The organism is Anoxybacillus sp. ST70 (assembly GCF_019553625.1).
GTDB classification, from domain to species: Bacteria; Bacillota; Bacilli; order Bacillales; family Anoxybacillaceae; genus Anoxybacillus; species Anoxybacillus gonensis.
In genome coordinates this window covers 1-19,557 of sequence record NZ_JAHZOF010000008.1, presented here as the reverse complement: position 1 = coordinate 19,557, position 19,557 = coordinate 1, and the positions used below count along the sequence as shown (strand labels likewise).

The window sequence follows — 19,557 nt, the reverse complement described above, 5'->3', positions numbered from 1 at the left end:
GCTTATTAACGGTATAATAGAGGAAAAAGCGTCGAATGAAAGTAGGGAATGTGTATGGAATATCCACAAACAGGGGCGATCATTCAAATTCATAGTTATAAACATGACGGCCATATCCATCGTGCATGGAAAGAAACCGTTGTGTTAAAAGGAAGCGAAGAAGAAGTGATTGGCGGCAACGATCGTACACTTGTGACGGAAGCAGATGGGAGAACGTGGGTGACGCGTGAGCCGGCCATTTGTTTTTTTTATGCAAAACATTGGTTTAACATTATTGCGATGATTCGTGCTGAAGGGGTGTATTACTATTGCAACATTAGCTCGCCTTACGTTTGGGATGGAGAAGCGCTAAAATATATCGATTATGACTTAGATATTAAAGTATTTCCGAACGGTCAATACGACATATTAGATCGCGATGAATATGAGCGCCATCGCGAACAAATGAACTACCCTGAAATTATTGATAAAGTTTTAAAAAATAATGTTCAAAAATTAATTCAATGGATTAAAGAGAAAAAGGGACCGTTTGCCCCTGAAGTAGTTGAACATTGGTATAAAAAGTTTATTATGTGTAGAAAGTGAAAATGATACATACATGAACAAAAAAACAACGGTTACTTACTAATGGCCGTTGTTTTTTATTTTTTATAAACAATGATTAAATTTTTTGAATTTTTGTATTGTATTTTTTTAATATTCGTGTAATAATTTGAAACGTAACATAAAAATTATTTTAAAAATATAAATTTTCTGTATATAGAAGGAGTGGCTTCCGTGGGAGATGAAGCGATTTTACGAGTAAAAAGCTTAAAAACATGCTTTTTCACAGACGAAGGGGAAGTTCCTGCGGTTGATGGCGTAGACTTTTACATAAATAAAGGCGAAATTTTAGGCGTTGTCGGTGAATCGGGCTGTGGAAAAAGTGTTACATCGCTCTCTATTATGGGATTGTTGCCAAAAGGAATCGGAAAAATTACAGATGGAGAAATATGGTTTAAACATGAAAATATTGTGCTAGCATCGGAAAAAAGGATGAAAGAAATACGCGGGAATGAAATAGCGATGATTTTCCAAGAGCCGATGACGTCGTTAAATCCGCTTTTTACGATCGGTAACCAAATGATTGAAGCGATTCGTATTCATGAAAAAATAAGCAAATTAGAAGCGCGAAAGCGAGCCATTGATATGCTTAAACTTGTCGGTTTACCTCGTGCTGAGGAGATCATTGATGAATATCCGCATCAGCTATCAGGAGGCATGCGGCAGCGCGTGATGATTGCGATGGCGATGGTATGCAATCCATCTTTATTAATTGCAGACGAGCCAACGACTGCTTTAGACGTGACGATTCAGGCACAAATTTTACATTTGATGAAACAGTTAAACGAACAATTCGGCACAGCGATTATGATGATCACACACGATTTAGGAGTCGTCGCTGAAATGTGTCATCGCGTCGTTGTTATGTATGCGGGAAAAATCATTGAAGAAGGGGATGTTCAAACGATTTTTCGAAATCCAAAACATCCATATACGATTGGACTTATTCGTTCTGTTCCAGATATTCGGGAAAGGAAAGCACGTTTATATTCTATTCCAGGAAGCGTACCGAAGCCGGGCTCGATTAAACAAGGTTGTCGTTTTGCGGAAAGATGCGAGCAAGCATTTGAGCGGTGCTTTTCCCAAAATCCTGATTTATACGAAGTAGAACAAGGCCATCGCGCGCGTTGTTTTTTGTATACAAAGGAGGAAAACGTCATCCATGAACGAACCGTTACTACAAGTTAAAGGGTTAAAAAAATATTTTCCGATTACGGCAGGTTTATTTAATAAACAAATTGGTCAAGTGAAAGCGGTCGATGATTTATCGTTCGTTGTGTACAGAGGAGAAACGCTAGGCATTGTCGGGGAGAGCGGCTGCGGAAAATCGACGACGGGGCGTATGCTTATGCGGCTTATTGAGCCAACGGAAGGATCTATTTTATTTGAAAAGGAAGAAGTGACAAAACTATCGCCCCAACAATTAAGAAAAGTGCGTCGCGATATGCAAATGATTTTTCAAGACCCGTTTGCATCGCTCAATCCGCGCCATACAGTAGAAAAAATTTTAGAAGAACCGCTGATCGTCCATGGAATTGGGTCAAAGGAAGAGCGACGAAAAAAGGTGCGGGAGATGTTAGAAGTTGTTGGATTAAGTAGCTATCATGCGAAACGTTATCCCCATCAATTTAGCGGAGGACAACGACAACGTATCGGTATCGCTCGCGCATTGATGACGAAACCGAAGCTCATTATCGCGGATGAGCCCGTTTCAGCACTAGATGTGTCCATTCAGGCACAAGTGCTCAACTTACTAGAAGATTTACAAAAAGAGTTTGGTTTGACATATATTTTTATCGCTCACGACCTTGGTGTCGTGCGTCATATTAGCGATCGTGTTGGCGTCATGTATTTAGGACGAATGGTTGAACTCGCTAGCAGCGAAGAGCTATATCGCCATCCGAAACATCCGTACACAAAAGCGTTGCTTGAAGCTGTTCCGATTCCAGATCCGGAATATAAAAAAGAAAAGCAACTGCTTACCGGGGATTTACCGAGTCCATCAAATCCACCAACAGGTTGCGCTTTTCATACACGATGTCAAGCATGTATGGATATTTGTAAAACGATAAAACCAGAATGGAAAGAAGTTGGAAATGGGCATTACGTCGCCTGCCATCTTTATACATAAAGATGGCTAGGTGATGAAATATATATTATTCACTAAGGGGGAAAAGAAATGAAGAAAAAATGGTTATTAACCATGCTTATGTTTCTTCTTGTAGCAGCGACTGCACTTGCAGGTTGCGGCAAGTCGGAACAAACAGGTGGAGGCAAAACGGAAGAAGCTGAAAAGCAAACGACGCTCGTCTATGGACGCGGCGGTGACTCTGTTGGGTTAGACCCAGCAACAGTGACAGATGGTGAATCGTTTAAAGTAACAAAAAACATTTTTGACACACTTCTAGACTATAACGATGGTGATACAACGATTCAACCAGCATTAGCGAAAGAATGGACGATTTCTGACGATGGCTTAACGTACACGTTCAAGCTTCGTGAAGGTGTAAAATTCCATGACGGAACAGATTTTAACGCAGAAGCTGTTGTATTTAACTTTGAACGTTGGGCAAATGGGAATGCAGATACGTTCCCTTATTATGGCTCAATGTTTGGTGGATACAAAAATGATGAAGGGCATGTCATTAAAGAAGTAAAAGCGTTGGATGAACATACGGTGCAGTTCGTTTTAAAACGTCCGCAAGCGCCATTCTTAAAAAATCTTGCGATGGTACCGTTTGCGATCGCTAGCCCTGAAGCAATTAAAAAATATGGCGACAAATTCGGTGAAAATCCTGTTGGAACAGGTCCATTTGTCTTTAAAGAGTGGAAGCGCAATGAACGCATCGTGCTTGAGAAAAATAAGGAATATTGGTTAGAAGGTCATCCAAAACTTGATAAGTTAATTTTCGTATCGATTCCAGACAACTCTGCACGCCTCAATGCGTTGTTAAAAGGCGAGATTGATATTATGGAAGATTTGAATCCTTCTGATTTAGCTCAAGTAGAAGGAAATAAAGATTTCCAAGTGTTTAAACGTCCTTCGATGAACGTCGGTTATGTCGGATTAACTGTTACACGCGGTCCACTAGGCAATAAACTCGTTCGTCAAGCGTTGAATCATGCGGTAGATAAACAAGCGATTATTGATGCGTTTTATGCAGGTCAAGCACAACCGGCGAAAAACCCATTACCGCCAAGCATTCCTGGCTACAACGACGCGATTCAAGACTATCCGTATGATTTAGAAAAAGCAAAACAATTACTTGCAGAAGCTGGTTATCCAAACGGCTTTGAAATGGAATTATGGGCGATGCCTGTTCCACGTCCATACATGCCAGATGGACAAAAAGTAGCCGAAGCGTTACAAGCAAGCTTCGCAAAAATTGGCGTAAAAGCAAAAATCGTTACGTATGAATGGGCGACATACTTAGATAAAGTGGCAAAAGGAGAAGCAGACGCCTTCTTGCTCGGTTGGACGGGCGATAACGGTGATGCAGACAACTTCTTATATGCGTTGCTTGATAAAGATAGCATTGGCAGCAACAACTACACGTACTATGCAAACGATGAGTTACACAACATTTTAATCGAAGCACAAACAGTTAGCGATGAAAACAAACGAAACGAATTGTACAAAAAAGCACAAGAAATTATTAAAGAAGACGCACCATGGATTCCGCTCGTACACTCAACACCGTTATTAGCAGGTAAGGCAAACATTGATGGATTTAATCCGCATCCGACTGGAACGGATAAATTTACAAAAGTACAGTTTAAATAACATTTGTGTTGAGGGAGGGGAGGGAATCCTCTCCCTTTCCATCATGTCAGAAAGGAGTGAAACGTATGTTTTCATATACAGTCAAACGCATTTTAACGGTCATTCCTGTTTTGCTTGGCATGTCGCTCGTCGTATTTTTTATGATTCGTGCCATTCCGGGAAATCCTGCGCAAGTCATTTTAGGACAAAAGGCGACGAAAGAAGCGGTAGAGGCGTTAACGCATAAACTCGGATTAGACCAACCGTGGTACATTCAATACATGAAATATCTTGGCGGATTATTAAAAGGGGATTTAGGGGAATCCATTCGCACGGGGGTTGCGGTTTCACAAGAAATTTGGCCGTATTTAGCGGCGACATTAGAACTGTCGCTTGCAGCGATGTTCATTGCTGTGGTGATTGGTGTCAATGCAGGTATTATTAGCGCATGGTTTCAAAACTCTTGGTTTGATTATGTTGCGATGGTTTTAGCGTTGATCGGGGTTTCGATGCCTATTTTTTGGCTCGGGTTGATGGAGCAATGGATTTTTGCGATTAACTTAGATTGGTTCCCGACATCTGGACGAGAAGATGTACGAAATCCAATTGAACCGATTACCCATTTATATGTCATTGATACGTTAATTCAAGGAAATACAGATCAGTTTTTTCAAACATTGCAACACTTAGTGCTTCCGAGTGTCGCTTTAGCGACAATTCCAATGGCTATTATTGCTCGTATGACTCGTTCAAGCATGCTTGAAGTGATGAAGTCGGATTATATTCGTACGGCACGTGCGAAAGGATTAAGCATGTTTTGGGTTGTGTACAAGCATTCGTTAAAAAATGCGATCATTCCTGTATTGACAGTCATCGGTTTACAAATGGGGTTGTTACTTGGCGGGGCGATTTTAACGGAAACGATTTTCAGTTGGCCGGGAATTGGTCGGTACATTTATGAAGCGATTGGCTATCGCGATTATCCCGTCATTCAATCAGGCATTTTAATTGTTGCGATGATTTTTATTTTTATTAATTTAATTGTTGACCTTCTATATGCTGCAATTGATCCGCGAATTAAATATAACTAAAAGGAGGGGAGCGCATTGGCTGAGCTGGCACGAAACGAGGGAAATGTTGTACAACAAGAAGAAAAAGCAACATCGTTATGGAAAGAAGGATGGATTCGTTTTCGAAAAAATAAAATGGCACTCATCGGAAGTGGCATTGTGCTATTTTTCATTTTGCTTGCCATTTTCGCACCGTTTATTGCTCCGTACGATATGAACGACCAACAACTATCCATGCGTTTGCAAGCACCATCGAAAGATCATATATTTGGAACAGATGATTTTGGACGAGACATTTTTTCTCGTGTCGTTTATGGAGCACGCATTTCGTTATGGGTCGGATTTTTTTCTGTGTTAGGTTCGGTTGTCATCGGCTCTTTGCTTGGGATTGTCGCAGGATACTATGGACGATGGGTTGATGCGGTGATTTCACGCATATTTGACATTATGCTCGCATTTCCGAGCATTTTATTAGCGATTGGCATTGTAGCGGTTTTAGGACCATCGTTGAAAAATGCGCTCATTGCGATCGCGGTCATTAACATTCCGAACTTCGGGCGTCTCATTCGTTCGCGTGTATTAAGCATTAAACAGGAAGAGTATATTACAGCGGCGAAAGCAATTGGCATGAGTGATGCGCGCATTTTATTCCACCACATTTTGCCGAATAGTATGGCGCCTATTATTGTTCAAGGCACGCTTGCGATCGCAACGGCTATTATTGAAGCGGCAGCACTCGGATTTCTTGGATTAGGAGCACAGCCACCAAACCCGGAATGGGGGAAAATGCTAGCTGATTCAAAAGCATATTTAACGCAAGCACCATGGACGATGATTTTTCCGGGATTGGCCATCATGTTAACAGTATTAGGATTTAACTTAATGGGGGATGGATTGCGCGATGCGCTTGATCCGCGTATGAAAAGCTAAAAGATGTCCCGTTGGTATGTCGGGACATCTTTTATTCTTGCTCTGGGGTGGGGACGACGTGCTCTTCTTTATGGTAATGATGGAAGCTTTCGATCAGCGTGTCTAAATGTTCAAGTTGATGGCTATACTCAATAATCGCTCCGATAAGTGGGAACAGTTGATAATTTTCTTGCTTAATGCTTTGTTGAGCATAATGGTTTAAAAACGAGTGGATTAATCCTTTTTTTCCAGAGCACGCTTCTGTAACGAATTGTGATTGTGGATCAGACTTTACCTTCCCAATGAACTTTAGCAATATTTGATCGTGATAATTTAACAAACAGTCGAGTTCGTTTTTTATGGCGTCTTGAAGTTCAGCAGATGTATGTGCTAGCTCGTTTTCTAAACGATGCAACAATTTTAACGTTTCTAGCGCCCGATTTGTTGCGACAATCATTTGGCGATATAACACAAGTTTACGTGATTTGCTATATTTATGCTTGCAAAAATATGTCCGTTCTTCTTTGTAAAGCAAATAAAGTTGGTCTAGTTTCATCATGTTTTCTTTAAATTTTTCGATGTCTTCTTTTAATAAATGATGTTCAGATGCATGCCGTACATTCATGCGAATCCATTTCAAAATATGTTCGGTATATTCTACAATTTTCGTGTATAGCTTCTTTTCATACTTTGGCGGAAGAAATACTAAATTAACGATAAATGCTGCAAACACGCCTAACATAATTGTTGAAAAGCGAATAAGCGCAAATTCAATAAAGTGTTCTTCGGTATATTCCATAATTGCAATAACTGTCACAAGCGCAACAGAAATAGAAGATTCTAAACGAAGACGAAGAAATAACGCAATGACTAAAATAGCGGTTAGTCCAATAATAAATGGATCGTGTCCGAAAACAAGCGTAAAAACGATCGCGAAAACCGCACCAATGACATTTGCTTGCACTTGTTCAATTAAAGATAAATATGAACGGTAAATCGTTGGCTGCATCGCAAATACAGCTGAAATACCAGCAAACACAGGAGAAGGCAACTGCAACAGTTTCGCTAAAACTAATGCAAATGTAATCGCAATCCCGGTTTTAAAGACGCGGGCTCCAAGTCTCATCGTCGCTCAAATTCCTTTCTTTTTCATCATCTTGTTAGAACAACAAACAAATATACATGTTTTTCATCAGTATATCAAGATAAAAGGAAAAAAATTAAAAGAACTGCCCCATTTTTTTGAGGCAGTTCTTTTTACGTTTATTCCGTCGATACGGATGGATCGGCTTGTTCTTTTTTCGGAATGACTTGGAAAAAGTGTTGCTCTGGTTGTTGCAACAACGGTTGAAGTGTTGCTGCTTCTTCATGCTGTTCATGTTCGATAAGTAAATCAATATATGTGCCAAGTAGTTCTTTGACGTCTGCTTTTCCTTTTTCGTTTAGTGGCTGAATCGAGACGTTTGCGCCTTTGGCGATTCGGCGTTCAAGGGCTGCTTTCGTTAAGCCCATTTCTGGTTGGTGACGTAAATAAACGACACCGCCTGTCATCCCTGCACAAATCCATGGACCTGGGTCGCCGAGAACGAGTCCGCGTCCGTTTGTCATATATTCAAAGGCAAATCCTTTAATGTTTGCGTGAACACCGATATTGCCGTGTTCAACTTCAGGGATTGGTTTTGTCACTTGACCACCGATAATCATATCCGCTCCTGATAAGCGAATGCCTGCGCGTGCGTCAGCGTTTCCTTGCACAATGAGCAATCCTTTTTGCGCTCCGTAGCCAAATCCTTTTCCGACTGAGCCGTTGTAAAACTTTCCGTCTTTTCCTTTCGCTTTAAAGACGAAAATGCCGCCGCCAAGCGATGTTTTTCCGGTTCCGTCTTGCGTTCCACCGTCAACGTGAATATGAATGCCAGTGACGTTATATGCACCGAGTCCATTGCCGGGTACAGATCCATCTTTATAACGAAGAGATATGTTTGGCAGCTTTTTATAAGATCCGTCTAATCGACCACGCACACGATGGCATGCGACGCGGCTGCCGAGCACGCGTTGTTCAGCTGTGACAGTTGAAAATTCGCGTGAACGATGTAAGTCTTCAACATGATAATCTAAATATTCAGCCCCAGCTGCAACGGCCAGTTTTCCTTCTTCTGATGTCGCCGCGACTTCTTTTTGATACCATTGACCGATTTCTAATGGTTTTAATAACGTCGCTAAATTCATCCGATCGCGTCCGCGCGTTTGTTCAAGCAAGTCAGAGCGACCGACAAGCTGTTGTAAGTTCGTATAGCCGAGCGAGGCGGTGAGCGCTTTTAGTTCTTCACCAAATGCTGTAAAGAAGCGAACTAAGTTTTGTACCGCTTGCTCGAATTGTCTCGGAACGAAACGGCGTAAACCATGTTCTTTCGCTTGTGCTTCCGATTCAATTTGCGTGGCGATTCCGACATGGCATGTATCTAAATGACAACCGCGACATGTTGTACATCCGATCGCAATCATCGCTAATGTACCGAAGCCAACGCGGTTGGCGCCGAGAAGCATCACTTTGATCACGTCCATCGCGCTTTTGATGCCGCCATCTGCCCAAATTTCAACTTGGTGGCGCAATCCGGCTTCTAAGAGCGCGTTGTGCGCTGCTTTGACGCCAATTTCTACAGGTAAGCCAACGTGTTGAATGGCATGAATGCGTGCTGCTCCCGTTCCACCGTCGAAGCCGCTTAGCGTAATAATGTCCGCACCAGCTTTTGCGATGCCGACAGCAATCGTTCCAATATTAGGGACGACTGGCACTTTGACAGCGACTTTCGCTTGGTCGTTTGCTGTTTTTAATTCAGCAATCATTTGTGCTAAGTCTTCAATGGAGTAAATGTCATGGTTGTTTGACGGTGAAATTAAATCAGAGCCGATCGTTGCGTTCCGAGCTTCAGCGATTTTAGCTGTCACTTTCGACCCTGGCAAATGACCACCTTCACCTGGTTTTGCTCCTTGCCCGATTTTAATTTCTAGTAAATTAGATGAGTTAAGCAGTTCAGCATTGACGCCAAATCGTCCAGAAGCGACTTGTTGTCCGCGCGTGCGCGGATATTTGCCGAGCATATCTTTAATTTCGCCACCCTCACCGTTTAAGCTAATCATGTTAAGACGGTTCGCTGCCTCTGCATAAGCGCGGAACGCAATTTCGTTTTGCGAACCAAATGACATCGAAGCGATAACAAAAGGCAAGCTATGTTCGCCGACAGAAATGTCCACGTGTTCTTTTTTAGCTGGCACGTCGGCCTGTTTTAAATCTGTTAAATGACGAATAGCTGTTGGCGTTTCTGTTTCGATTTCCGTCAATTTTTCGCGATATTGATCGTATGAGCCTGTTTGTGCCACCTCGCCAATCGCTTTCCAAATGCGTGGAAAGACGTGAAATGTTTTGCGCAACTTTGCTTGTTCTGTTTCAAAATCATTTGCGCGTGCGATAGCGTCTTGTTTTAATGCTTCAAAATTTTGGGCAAGCGAATCAGAACCAAAAAAGTTAACAATATTTAATACAGCTGCGACTTCTTCATGCAAGCCGATCGATGAAAAGAGACGGCTATATCCGCGTAATTCGTGAATACCGATTGTTGAAATGACTTTTTCAAGCCCCTTATTTAACGCTTGGAACAAATGGATCGCTGGTCGAGTGGACGAATCAGCAACTGTCGCAAACATTAAATATGGGCTAATGACGTTTGCGCCAAGTCCGTATGCAACGATGAAATCATGCAATGAACGAATCGCTCCAGAACGAAGAAGAAGCGAACAGTTTCTCCGCAATTGCGCTTTTGTTAACGCTTGATCGATCGCCGATATAACAAGAAGTGGATCGATCCATAAATGACCATTTTGATGCGCTTTTGCATCGTCAATGACAAGCAATGTTTTTCCGTTTGCCGCAGCTGCGCATGCTTCTTCGCTTAAACGGGCGAGTGCCGTTGGAATCGTTTCATGTTCAAAAAATGTGGCTGATATAAAGTATGTCAATTGTTTTTCTTCAAATGTATGAACGAGTTGATCGTACGATGGTTGCTGCAACATTTCTGCACATTCATTTCCGAGCTTTCCTTCGATTAAAATAGGTGAAAGAAGCTCGACTGTGTAAGGACGTTCCTCGTTTGAGACGATACTTGGTCGTTTTCCGACGACAACGCGTGTAGAAAAATGTTCTGTTTCACGGTCGCGGTCAATGGCAGGGTTTGTCACAACAGCTACACTTTCTTTTATAAAATCAGCAATATTTTTTCGTTCAGGATCGATTGCTGCAAGCGGAGCATCGTGACCGAGCGAGCGAATAGGCTCTGCGCCTTTTTCTGCCATTTGTTCGAGCAATTGAATATGTTCACGATCCCAACCGAATGCTGCATATTGTCCGTTATGCACTTTTGTTGGTTGGGCCATAAGCACATACGTTTTGAACGTTGGCGTTTGGAGACGTTGGCGCATATTTTCGATGTTTAAACGATTTCGAATGCGATTGTATACTTCTTGTTGATAATCTGCGTATTCATACATACGAATTGTTCCATCCGCTTGCCATTTTAAGCCGATTTTTTCTCCCGGCGCGAGTGGTTTTGGTTCTCCCGTATATTCGCATACAGGAATAATGCCTGGCTCAGATGCAAATACGTAACGGTGTTCTGTTTCAATTTTCCAAAGTGGTCGCAATCCGAGCGCATCGACGCTAAATACTGCTTCGTCTGCATGGCGAGAAATGATGCCTGCAGGGCCTTGGGCGAAATGTCCCCAAGCTTCGCGAATGTAAGTATATAAATCTTGTAAATGTGCTGGATAGTTTTTTATTTCATTTACAATTGGCGGAAATAAAAAGTCCATCGCTTCAAATAACGTATAGCCATCACGATAAATCAGTGTTTCCATCGTTCGGCTCAAGTCTTGCGAATCGCTTCCGCCGTTTGTCAATGGAACACCGATCATTGTTGCCTCTTCACGTAGTTTAGCAATCGTGTTAATTTCACCGTTATGACCTAAGACGCTAAACGGTTGTACACGGAAAAAGTTGGATAGTGTATTTGTTGAATAGCGATTATGGCCAAGCGTCATCGTAGATGCGACAAGTGGACTCGCTAAGTCGTGATAATATTTTGGTAAAATATCTCCAGCTCCCATCACTTTGTAAATGGCATGATGGTTACTAAGAGAGGCGACATGAATATGTTCATCTTTTTCTATTTCAATCGTTAATTCAAATAACATTTTAGATAACGTTTCATTTTTGTTTGGTAAAAGGGCTACTTGCCAAAATACAGGTTCTTCGCGTAAAGCGATTGGACCGAGCGCTGAAGAAGAGGTCACGCGATCAGATTCAAAAATAAGATTGAGATGAAATTGATCAAACAATTGACGCATACGTGCTTTTTTCTCTTCGACATTCGTTGTTCGCGTAATAAATATATGGCCAACAATAAAATCGTCGCGGTCGACGAATTGAGGATCAAGATGGGCAGCAGCAAATTTTTCTTTCCAAAGCGCTTTCGGAATGTCAATATGAATACCGACGCCATCTCCTTCACCATTGATGAATCCGGCGCGATGATTCATTGTGACGAGGGCGTTAATACATGTTGTAATGTTTTCCTTTGTCGGAATGCGTCGTTTTTCAACCGCAGCGACAATTCCACACGCATCGTGTTCGTGCTCATAAAAATGTTGAAATGAAGTTGGATTCCACCGTTGTTTCATAGCATGCGGCTTGTAAGCGGCTTGTTGCTCGCTTCTCGCCTTCGCCACCTCCCACACAAAACTTTTTTAAGAAATAAAATTTTCTGAATTTTATAGTCTATATTAGCATGTTTGCAGAAGAAAATCAATTATTTATTCATATTTTTGGATATAATATTCAGTTCATGTAACAAAACGTTCACGAAAAATGTAAGCGTTTACATTGTCTTTGAGCATAAAAAACGAGGGAGGAATGGATTTCCTACCTCGTTATAATTGTATATTTATTCGTTTTTTAAGGATTTAAATGCGCGTCCTACCGCTTCGATTGTGTATTCAATATCTTCTTCTGTATGAGCTAATGTAATAAACCATGCTTCATACTTCGAAGGGGCGAGATTAATGCCTTGATGAAGCATAAGTTTGAAAAACTTTGCGAACATCTGCCCATCTGTCCGTTCCGCTTGTTCATAGTTTTCTACTTTTTCTGTCGTGAAGTATACAGTGAGCGCTCCTTTTAGGCGGTTAATTGTAATAGGAATATCGTATGTTTTCGCATGTGTTAAAATGCCAGCCTCTAACATCGCACCGAGGTGGTCGAGATGTTCGTATACGCCTTCTTGTTGTAATACTTCTAAACAAGCAATACCTGCTAAAATGGATGCAGGATTTCCCGCCATCGTTCCTGCTTGGTAAGCAGGACCAAGTGGAGCCACTTGTTCCATAATGTCTTTTCTACCGCCGTATGCACCGATTGGTAAACCACCACCGATAATTTTTCCAAGTGCTGTTAAGTCTGGTTCGATTCCAAGCAAGTTTTGAGCACCGCCATACATAAAACGGAAAGCAGTGATGACTTCATCATAAATGACAAGGGCTCCAGCTGCGTGAGCGATGTCGTTGATCGCTTGCAAAAAGCCTGGTTTCGGTTCAACGATCCCGAAGTTACCGACAATTGGTTCAACGAGAACGGCAGCTACTTCGCTTCCCCAACGATCCATCGCTTGTTTAAAAGCCTCTACGTCATTAAAAGGAACAGTAATGACTTCTTGAGCGATGCTTTTTGGTACGCCTGCTGAGTCAGGTGTACCTAATGTAGATGGGCCAGAACCAGCCGCAACAAGAACGAGATCGGAATGCCCGTGATAGCAACCTGCAAATTTTACAATTTTATCACGACCGGTGTAAGCGCGTGCGACACGAATCGTCGTCATGACAGCTTCTGTTCCTGAATTGACGAAACGTACTTTTTCTAGGGAAGGGATCGCTTCTTTTAACATTTTCGCGAACGTAATTTCATACGGTGTTGGCGTCCCGTATAAAACACCATTTTCAGCCGCATGTTGAATGGCTTTTGTAATGTGTGGATGAGCATGTCCGGTAATAATAGGGCCGTACGCCGCTAAATAATCGATATATTTATTGCCGTCTACATCCCAAAAGTATGCCCCTTGCGCTCTTTCCATTACGACGGGTGCACCGCCTCCGACAGCTTTATATGAACGAGAAGGGCTGTTGACACCACCGACGATATGTTCAAGCGCTTCTTGATATAATTGTTCAGACTTCGTAAAATTCACGCGAAGCCTCCTCCTTTTATGTAAAATTTCTTTCATGGTGTTTATTTTATCACATTTATTTGAGCACACCATTTGTTGAGTTTAAACATTTTCGTTACACTATTAAATAGTGATTTCATGAGAGGTGAGAAACATGTATGCGATTGAAGTAGAAAAACTACGAAAAGAATTTAAGTCGTACTCTAGCCGTTCTGGGTTAGCTGGGGCGTTTCGTGATTTATTTACGAGAAACTATAAAATGATTCGGGCTGTCGACGATATTTCGTTTACTGTTAAACAAGGGGAAATGGTTGGCTACATCGGAGAAAATGGGGCAGGTAAATCAACGACAATAAAAATGTTAACAGGAATTTTAACGCCGACATCTGGACGAGTTGTTGTAAATGGGATGAATCCGCATAAAGAGCGGGAACGTTTCGTGCAGACGATCGGCGTTGTGTTTGGACAGCGATCACAATTATGGTGGGATATCGCCGTGCAAGAGTCATTTCGATTGTTAAAAAAAGTATATCGTGTCTCCGACCAAGATTATAACGAACATATGGATCACGTGATTGAAACGTTAGATATTGGTCCGTTGCTTGATAAGCCTGTGCGCAAGTTATCGCTCGGTCAGCGAATGCGCTGTGAATTAGCAGCTGCGCTCATTCATAATCCGCCACTTTTATTTTTAGATGAGCCGACGATCGGTTTAGATGTGCTTGTCAAGTTAAAAATTCGTCAATTTTTAAAAGAAATTAATGAAAAATACAATACGACGATTTTATTAACGACGCACGATATGACAGATATTGAAGCGCTTTGTGAACGCGTCATTATGCTTGACGAAGGAAAAATCATTTACGACGGATCATTGCAACATTTGAAGCAAAATTGGGGAGAAGGAAAGCAAATTCATTTTCAATTTCGCGATATCGTCTCAAAAGAAGAGCTTATGCTGCTCGTTGATACGGCATGGGAACAAGGAGAGGACCGATATAGTTGGGTGGCGCATGTTCGTGCCGCAGATATGGCGCATGTCATTGGAAAAGTCGTTTCCTCCTATGAATTAAAAGATATTCATATTCGCGAAGTATCGACGGAAGAAATTATTCGCAACATTTACGAAGAAGGGATTCACCATGGGTAAATACATTGAGATGATTCGTATGCGTTTTTTAATGATGTTAGCTTATCGCACGAATTATTATAGCGGCATTTTTATTTATAGCATTAATATTGGCGCGTATTATTTTTTATGGTCTGCCATTTATGGAGGGCAGTCATCTATTCAAGGAATGACAGTGGAACAAATGACGACGTATGTCGCGATTGCTTGGATGGCAAGAGCGTTTTATTTTAATAACATTGATCGTGAAATTGCGATGGAAATTCGTGAAGGAAAAGTGGCGATTGAACTTATTCGCCCGTACAACTATTTGATTATGAAAACGATGCAAGGGCTTGGAGAAGGGATTTTCCGACTCATTTTCTTTTCGCTTCCCGGCATGGTCATTGTCACATTTGTTTTTTCACTCCAATTTACAACGAATGTTCATACGTGGGGATATTTTGCTTTGTCGACAATGCTTAGTTTTATTATTAACTCTCAGCTCAATTTAATAGCTGGGATGGTCACGTTTTTTACGTTAAATGGAGAAGGGTTACTTCGCGCCAAACGATTTGTTATTGATTTATTTTCAGGGCTTATTTTACCCATTAGCTTTTATCCCGAATGGGCACAACATGTGATGCACTATTTGCCTTTTCAAGCGATCAGCTACATTCCGAGTATGATTTTTACGGAAAGCTTTACAGGAGATGCTGCGATGAAAGGGATGTTGTTTCAAGCGGTTTGGTGTGTCGTATTAATCATGCCAATTTATGTATTATGGAAAGCAGCCAAACGAAAACTCATCATTCAAGGGGGGTGAACATATGTTTTATGTATCGATTTTTTTTCAATATATGAGTCAATATGTAAAAACAAAGTTGCAATATCGTACCGATTTGTTTGTTGAGTTTTTGTCTGATTTAATGTTTCAAGGTGTGAATTTAATTTTTATCCTCGTTGTATTTGGACATACGCAATTATTAAATGGATGGACGCGCGATGAAATTATTTTTATTTATGGCTTCTTTTTAGTACCGTTTGCTTTGTTTGCTGCGTTTTTTAATATTTGGGATTTTAACGAAAGATATATTGTGCGCGGGGAAATGGACCGTGTATTAACCCGCCCTGTGCATAGTTTGTTCCAAATTGTGCTTGAACGAATGGAATTAGAGTCGCTTCTTGGAGGAATTACTGGTTTAGTTGTTATGGGTTATGCCGCATCAAGATTACATTTATCGTTTCATTGGTATGATGTCATTTTATTTGTGTTGTTCGTTTTAGGGGGAACGTTCGTTTATGCAGGTATTTTTATTTCGTTAGCAAGCATTAGTTTTTGGTCTGACGCACGCAGTTCGATTATGCCGATGATGTACAACATCGGGAATTACGGAAGATACCCTGTCGATATTTACAATCGTGTTATTCGCTACGTTTTAACATGGATTTTGCCGTTTGCGTTTGTTGGTGTATATCCGTCAGCGTATTTTTTACGTAAAACGGAATGGTATACGTACTCGTTTTTGACGCCGGTGATGGGGATTGTTTGTTTTACGTTGTCGGTGCTGTTATGGAATGCGGGCGTCAAACGTTATCGCGGTGCGGGGAATTAATTTAAACATCCTCTCGTATATATGAGGACAGGAGGGGATGTTGTGACGTATGTATGGATTGGGGTTATTGTTTTTATCATATGTATGAGCTTTTTCTCATTTTGGCAGACGAAGCGTTCTGTCATTTCGATAAAAAACTTTATTGCCATTTTATTTGTGTATTCAACGACGATGATTGGCTTTGCGCTTGTATATACGATTTTGCATATAAATGGACATGTTGTTATGATGGAAAATGGGAAGAATATAGAGACCTCTAACTTTTTGCAATATGTCGAAACAAGCCTATATTTTAGTGCAGTCACATTGCTTTCGGTCGGCTATGGGGATATTGTGCCGATTGGAATCGGCCGGTGGATTGCGATGGTCGAAGCGTTGCTCGGCTATGCGCTACCTGCCGCTTTTGTTGTTCGAACAGTAATGGATGTAGAAAGAAGGTAGGAGGGGAAATATGGAAGCGCCTGACTTTACATTGCCAGCAAGCAATGGGGAAAACGTGACATTGTCGCAATTTCGTGGGAAGTATGTCGTATTGTATTTTTATCCAAAAGATATGACGCCAGGATGTACGACAGAAGCTTGTGATTTTCGCGATCATCATGAAGTATTTGAGGAACTCGGGGCGGTTGTAATCGGTATTAGCCCTGATTCGATTGTTCGGCATAAAAAATTTATTGAAAAACATCGCTTGCCGTTTTTGCTGCTTGCTGATGAAAAACAAGACGCAGCGAAGGCGTATGACGTATGGAAGTTAAAGAAAAATTTTGGGAAAGAGTATATGGGGATTGAGCGTTCGACGTTTTTAATCGATCCAAACGGTCAAATCGTGAAAGAGTGGAGAAAAGTAAAAGTAAATGGGCATGTCGAAGAAGTGTTGAACGCTTTAAAAGAGGCGATTGGCTCAAACAAATAAAAGGATCGTTGCGTACGATATAGTAGAGCACACACCTCCTCAAATATGTATGCGGCGATTCTTCAAGAGTCGCCTTTTTTTCTTACCTAAAAATACAATTGACAAACGGTTTCATTTTTTTGTACACTATTTATAAAAATTATAAAGTAATAATTATAATTTTTATAAATGAAAGTGAGGTGCATGACGGTGACGCACGCACACCAATTAAAAGAAGCGCTTCACACGTTAAAAGAAACCGGCGTCCGTATTACACCGCAACGTCATGCGATACTCGAATATTTGATTCAGTCCATGTCCCATCCAACAGCGGATGAAATTTATAAAGCTTTGGAAGGAAAATTTCCAAATATGAGTGTCGCAACTGTGTATAACAATTTGCGTGTGTTTAAAGAAGTCGGTCTTGTCAAAGAACTAACGTACGGTGATGCGTCAAGTCGTTTTGATTTTGTTACGACACATCATTATCATGTGATTTGCGAAACGTGTGGAAAAATTGTTGATTTTCATTACCCAGGCTTAGATGAAGTCGAAGATTTAGCGGCGCATGTGACAGGATTTAAAGTTAGTCATCATCGGATGGAGATTTATGGAACGTGTCCGGACTGTCAAAAAGGGCATCATTAAAAAAGCTGGTAGCGACGTGGCTATCAGCTTTTTTTGTTTCTTGTTTTTCGATTATATTTTTCATCAAATTCTTTTCCTTCAAGGGTTGGATCGAGTGTAAGCGGTTCGTTGCAGTACATACATACATCGACTCGTCCTAGCATTTTTGTTACTTTATTGCATGAAGGACAGACGACTTGTACCGTTTTTGTTGACAACATTCCGATCCAAAAATAGACGACTGTACTTGCGATAATAAACAACAATCCTAAAATCATAAATAACGTCATAACAATAGGTGATGTGCGGAAAAATATACCTGCATACATCACGAAAAATCCGATAAAAATTAAACTTAACGCAAACGTACGAATTTTGTTGATCTTGCTTGAATATTTCACACCCACATTTATCTCCTCCTACGCATAACTATAACATAAGTTTTAAATGATAAGCAGGAGTTTTTTTGAAATTGTCGAATACGGTCAAACAATGTTGAAAAGTGGAGGAATCGGTTTATGGAAGATGTGTTGCGTCCGATTTACCAAGAGCGAGCTAGTCATCCGCAAACGCTTGGAATTTTAATGATTGAAAAAGGGTCGGATTACTCTCCGGAGACGGATTTGTTTGATGTCGTTTTATTTGTTATCGTTCGAGAAGGGGAAGAACCGATTTTTATCAAACATTATGCGTTCGAAGAAAAGAGTGCATCTTTGCACATTGTAGATGAACGTCAAGTGAAAGAATGGGTGCTGCTCGGTTCAAATCGAAAAGTGATGAATTGGTTGTTAAATGGGAAAGTGTTATTTGATCGGAATGAATATATCGAACAATGGCGGCAACGTTTATTGCAGTTTCCGATAGAAGAAAGAAAAGTAAAGATGGGAATAGAATTTGCTAAGTTAGTACGTCGATACATAGAAGGACGAAGTTTTTTTGAAAAAGATCAATGGCTTGATGCGTACAATCACGTATTACATGCACTTCATCATTTAGCTCGTCTATCTATTATCGAAAATGGTTTTTATCCTGAAGTAACTGTATGGAACCAAGTAAAACATATTGAGCCACAAGTTCATAAACTATATGCTGAGTTAGTTGGAAGTGAAGAACCGCTTGATAAACGATTGCAATTGTTATTTTTAGCAAGTGATTTTTTTATCCACTCGAAGTTGAAACAAGGAGCAAGTCATCTTATACACGTGCTTGAGAAAAAAGAAACGTCATGGTCTATGGCGGATTTGCTCAATGAACAAGAGTTGGCAGTATACGGCGTTGATTTAACTATTTTGCTTGAATTTCTAGTTGAAAAACATATACTTTCTGTTGAAAAAATTGTAACAAAAGGACAAGGTGTGTTTCATAGACATTACATGGTCGAAAAAAAATAAAGAAAAGGTGTTGACGTTTAAAAATGTTCGTGATATATTTTTAATCGTCGCTGCTGAGGTGTAGCGACGGTTAAAAATAAAAAATGTTGACATCGAAAAACATGATATGATAACATGAAAAAGTCGCTTCAAAAACGACAAGATGTTCCTTGAAAACTGAACGAAGCGAAAAGCGTACAGAAGCTAAGGATAACTTTTCTATGGAGAGTTTGATCCTGGCTCAGGACGAACGCTGGCGGCGTGCCTAATACATGCAAGTCGAGCGGACGATTCAAAAGCTTGCTTTTGGATCGTTAGCGGCGGACGG

17 protein-coding genes and 1 rRNA gene are annotated in these 19,557 nt (G+C 40.9%); 14 read left to right on the top strand and 4 right to left on the bottom strand.

From position 1 onward, the window contains the following. Window positions 1-54: 54 nt before the first annotated feature. From ntdP to nikC, 6 genes are all read left to right on the top strand, one after another. Window positions 55-585 carry a nucleoside tri-diphosphate phosphatase gene (gene ntdP, locus K1I43_RS11105; protein ID WP_009360857.1) on the top strand — a complete coding sequence of 177 codons (531 nt, stop codon included), beginning with the start codon at window positions 55-57 and terminating at the stop codon, window positions 583-585. A 192-nt stretch (window positions 586-777) separates the two neighbouring features. Further along, on the top strand, window positions 778-1,791 hold the full coding sequence (locus K1I43_RS11100; RefSeq protein WP_026011849.1) for an ABC transporter ATP-binding protein: 1,014 nt from the start codon (window positions 778-780) through the stop codon (window positions 1,789-1,791). Further along, window positions 1,766-2,734: an ABC transporter ATP-binding protein gene (locus K1I43_RS11095; RefSeq protein ID WP_019418555.1), complete on the top strand. Its 969-nt coding sequence runs from the start codon at window positions 1,766-1,768 to the stop codon at window positions 2,732-2,734. The genes K1I43_RS11100 and K1I43_RS11095 overlap by 26 nt, the downstream gene beginning before the upstream one ends. Before the next feature lie 48 nt (window positions 2,735-2,782). Beyond that, a complete protein-coding gene (locus K1I43_RS11090) occupies window positions 2,783-4,387 on the top strand; it encodes an ABC transporter substrate-binding protein (RefSeq protein ID WP_019418554.1) in 1,605 nt (534 codons plus the stop codon). 65 nt (window positions 4,388-4,452) lie between these two features. Then, the gene (locus K1I43_RS11085; RefSeq protein ID WP_009360861.1) at window positions 4,453-5,457 is read left to right on the top strand and encodes an ABC transporter permease; all 1,005 of its coding nucleotides are present in this window, start codon (window positions 4,453-4,455) and stop codon (window positions 5,455-5,457) included. Between the two features lie 15 nt (window positions 5,458-5,472). Continuing rightward, entirely contained in the window at window positions 5,473-6,366 is an 894-nt protein-coding gene (gene nikC / locus K1I43_RS11080) for a nickel transporter permease (protein ID WP_019418552.1), read from the top strand. A 31-nt stretch (window positions 6,367-6,397) separates the two neighbouring features. On the opposite strand, the gene K1I43_RS11075 is transcribed toward nikC, so the two are convergent. The 3 genes from K1I43_RS11075 to K1I43_RS11065 all read right to left on the bottom strand — a co-directional run bounded on the left by K1I43_RS11075 (window position 6,398) and on the right by K1I43_RS11065 (window position 13,637). Further along, window positions 6,398-7,471: an FUSC family protein gene (locus tag K1I43_RS11075; RefSeq protein ID WP_019418551.1), complete on the bottom strand. Its 1,074-nt coding sequence runs from the start codon at window positions 7,469-7,471 to the stop codon at window positions 6,398-6,400. A 137-nt stretch (window positions 7,472-7,608) separates the two neighbouring features. Further along, window positions 7,609-12,078 carry a glutamate synthase-related protein gene (locus K1I43_RS11070; protein WP_026011848.1) on the bottom strand — a complete coding sequence of 1,490 codons (4,470 nt, stop codon included), beginning with the start codon at window positions 12,076-12,078 and terminating at the stop codon, window positions 7,609-7,611. Window positions 12,079-12,341: 263 nt separating this feature from the next. After that, complete coding sequence (locus K1I43_RS11065; protein ID WP_009360865.1) at window positions 12,342-13,637, bottom strand: glutamate-1-semialdehyde 2,1-aminomutase; 1,296 nt, start codon at window positions 13,635-13,637, stop codon at window positions 12,342-12,344. Window positions 13,638-13,770: 133 nt separating this feature from the next. Between K1I43_RS11065 and K1I43_RS11060 the strand changes: the two genes are divergently transcribed. From K1I43_RS11060 to perR, 6 genes are all read left to right on the top strand, one after another. Then, window positions 13,771-14,766 (top strand): ABC transporter ATP-binding protein, encoded by a 996-nt coding sequence (locus K1I43_RS11060; RefSeq protein ID WP_009360866.1) that lies wholly within the window; start codon window positions 13,771-13,773, stop codon window positions 14,764-14,766. After that, window positions 14,759-15,550 (top strand): ABC transporter permease, encoded by a 792-nt coding sequence (locus tag K1I43_RS11055; protein ID WP_009360867.1) that lies wholly within the window; start codon window positions 14,759-14,761, stop codon window positions 15,548-15,550. The genes K1I43_RS11060 and K1I43_RS11055 overlap by 8 nt, the downstream gene beginning before the upstream one ends. A gap of 4 nt (window positions 15,551-15,554) precedes the next feature. After that, complete coding sequence (locus tag K1I43_RS11050) at window positions 15,555-16,340, top strand: ABC transporter permease (protein ID WP_009360868.1); 786 nt, start codon at window positions 15,555-15,557, stop codon at window positions 16,338-16,340. 42 nt (window positions 16,341-16,382) lie between these two features. Then, entirely contained in the window at window positions 16,383-16,781 is a 399-nt protein-coding gene (locus K1I43_RS11045; protein ID WP_019418547.1) for a potassium channel family protein, read from the top strand. 10 nt (window positions 16,782-16,791) lie between these two features. Further along, a complete protein-coding gene (gene bcp / locus K1I43_RS11040; protein WP_019418546.1) occupies window positions 16,792-17,253 on the top strand; it encodes a thioredoxin-dependent thiol peroxidase in 462 nt (153 codons plus the stop codon). Window positions 17,254-17,436: 183 nt separating this feature from the next. Next, the gene (perR, locus tag K1I43_RS11035; RefSeq protein ID WP_026011847.1) at window positions 17,437-17,880 is read left to right on the top strand and encodes a peroxide-responsive transcriptional repressor PerR; all 444 of its coding nucleotides are present in this window, start codon (window positions 17,437-17,439) and stop codon (window positions 17,878-17,880) included. Window positions 17,881-17,903: 23 nt separating this feature from the next. Here the strand turns inward: perR and K1I43_RS11030 are convergent, their stop codons facing one another. Further along, window positions 17,904-18,266 (bottom strand): YgzB family protein, encoded by a 363-nt coding sequence (locus tag K1I43_RS11030; RefSeq protein ID WP_009360872.1) that lies wholly within the window; start codon window positions 18,264-18,266, stop codon window positions 17,904-17,906. A gap of 111 nt (window positions 18,267-18,377) precedes the next feature. Here K1I43_RS11030 and K1I43_RS11025 point away from each other — a divergent pair, with 111 nt between their 5' ends. Together K1I43_RS11025 and K1I43_RS11020 are read left to right on the top strand one after the other, a co-directional pair. Next, on the top strand, window positions 18,378-19,250 hold the full coding sequence (locus K1I43_RS11025) for a nucleotidyltransferase-like protein (protein ID WP_019418544.1): 873 nt from the start codon (window positions 18,378-18,380) through the stop codon (window positions 19,248-19,250). Window positions 19,251-19,447: 197 nt separating this feature from the next. Next, window positions 19,448-19,557 (top strand): 16S ribosomal RNA (locus K1I43_RS11020); the annotation flags it as partial.

Coding starts and splice junctions, on each gene's coding strand:
- K1I43_RS11075 (WP_019418551.1), bottom strand. CDS start 7,471: ATGAGACTTGGAGCCCGCGTCTTTAAAACCGGGATTGCGATTACATTT.
- K1I43_RS11050 (WP_009360868.1), top strand. CDS start 15,555: ATGTTTTATGTATCGATTTTTTTTCAATATATGAGTCAATATGTAAAA.
- K1I43_RS11025 (WP_019418544.1), top strand. CDS start 18,378: ATGGAAGATGTGTTGCGTCCGATTTACCAAGAGCGAGCTAGTCATCCG.
- bcp (WP_019418546.1), top strand. CDS start 16,792: ATGGAAGCGCCTGACTTTACATTGCCAGCAAGCAATGGGGAAAACGTG.
- K1I43_RS11060 (WP_009360866.1), top strand. CDS start 13,771: ATGTATGCGATTGAAGTAGAAAAACTACGAAAAGAATTTAAGTCGTAC.
- K1I43_RS11070 (WP_026011848.1), bottom strand. CDS start 12,078: ATGAAACAACGGTGGAATCCAACTTCATTTCAACATTTTTATGAGCAC.
- K1I43_RS11055 (WP_009360867.1), top strand. CDS start 14,759: ATGGGTAAATACATTGAGATGATTCGTATGCGTTTTTTAATGATGTTA.
- ntdP (WP_009360857.1), top strand. CDS start 55: ATGGAATATCCACAAACAGGGGCGATCATTCAAATTCATAGTTATAAA.
- perR (WP_026011847.1), top strand. CDS start 17,437: ATGACGGTGACGCACGCACACCAATTAAAAGAAGCGCTTCACACGTTA.
- K1I43_RS11090 (WP_019418554.1), top strand. CDS start 2,783: ATGAAGAAAAAATGGTTATTAACCATGCTTATGTTTCTTCTTGTAGCA.
- K1I43_RS11095 (WP_019418555.1), top strand. CDS start 1,766: ATGAACGAACCGTTACTACAAGTTAAAGGGTTAAAAAAATATTTTCCG.
- K1I43_RS11085 (WP_009360861.1), top strand. CDS start 4,453: ATGTTTTCATATACAGTCAAACGCATTTTAACGGTCATTCCTGTTTTG.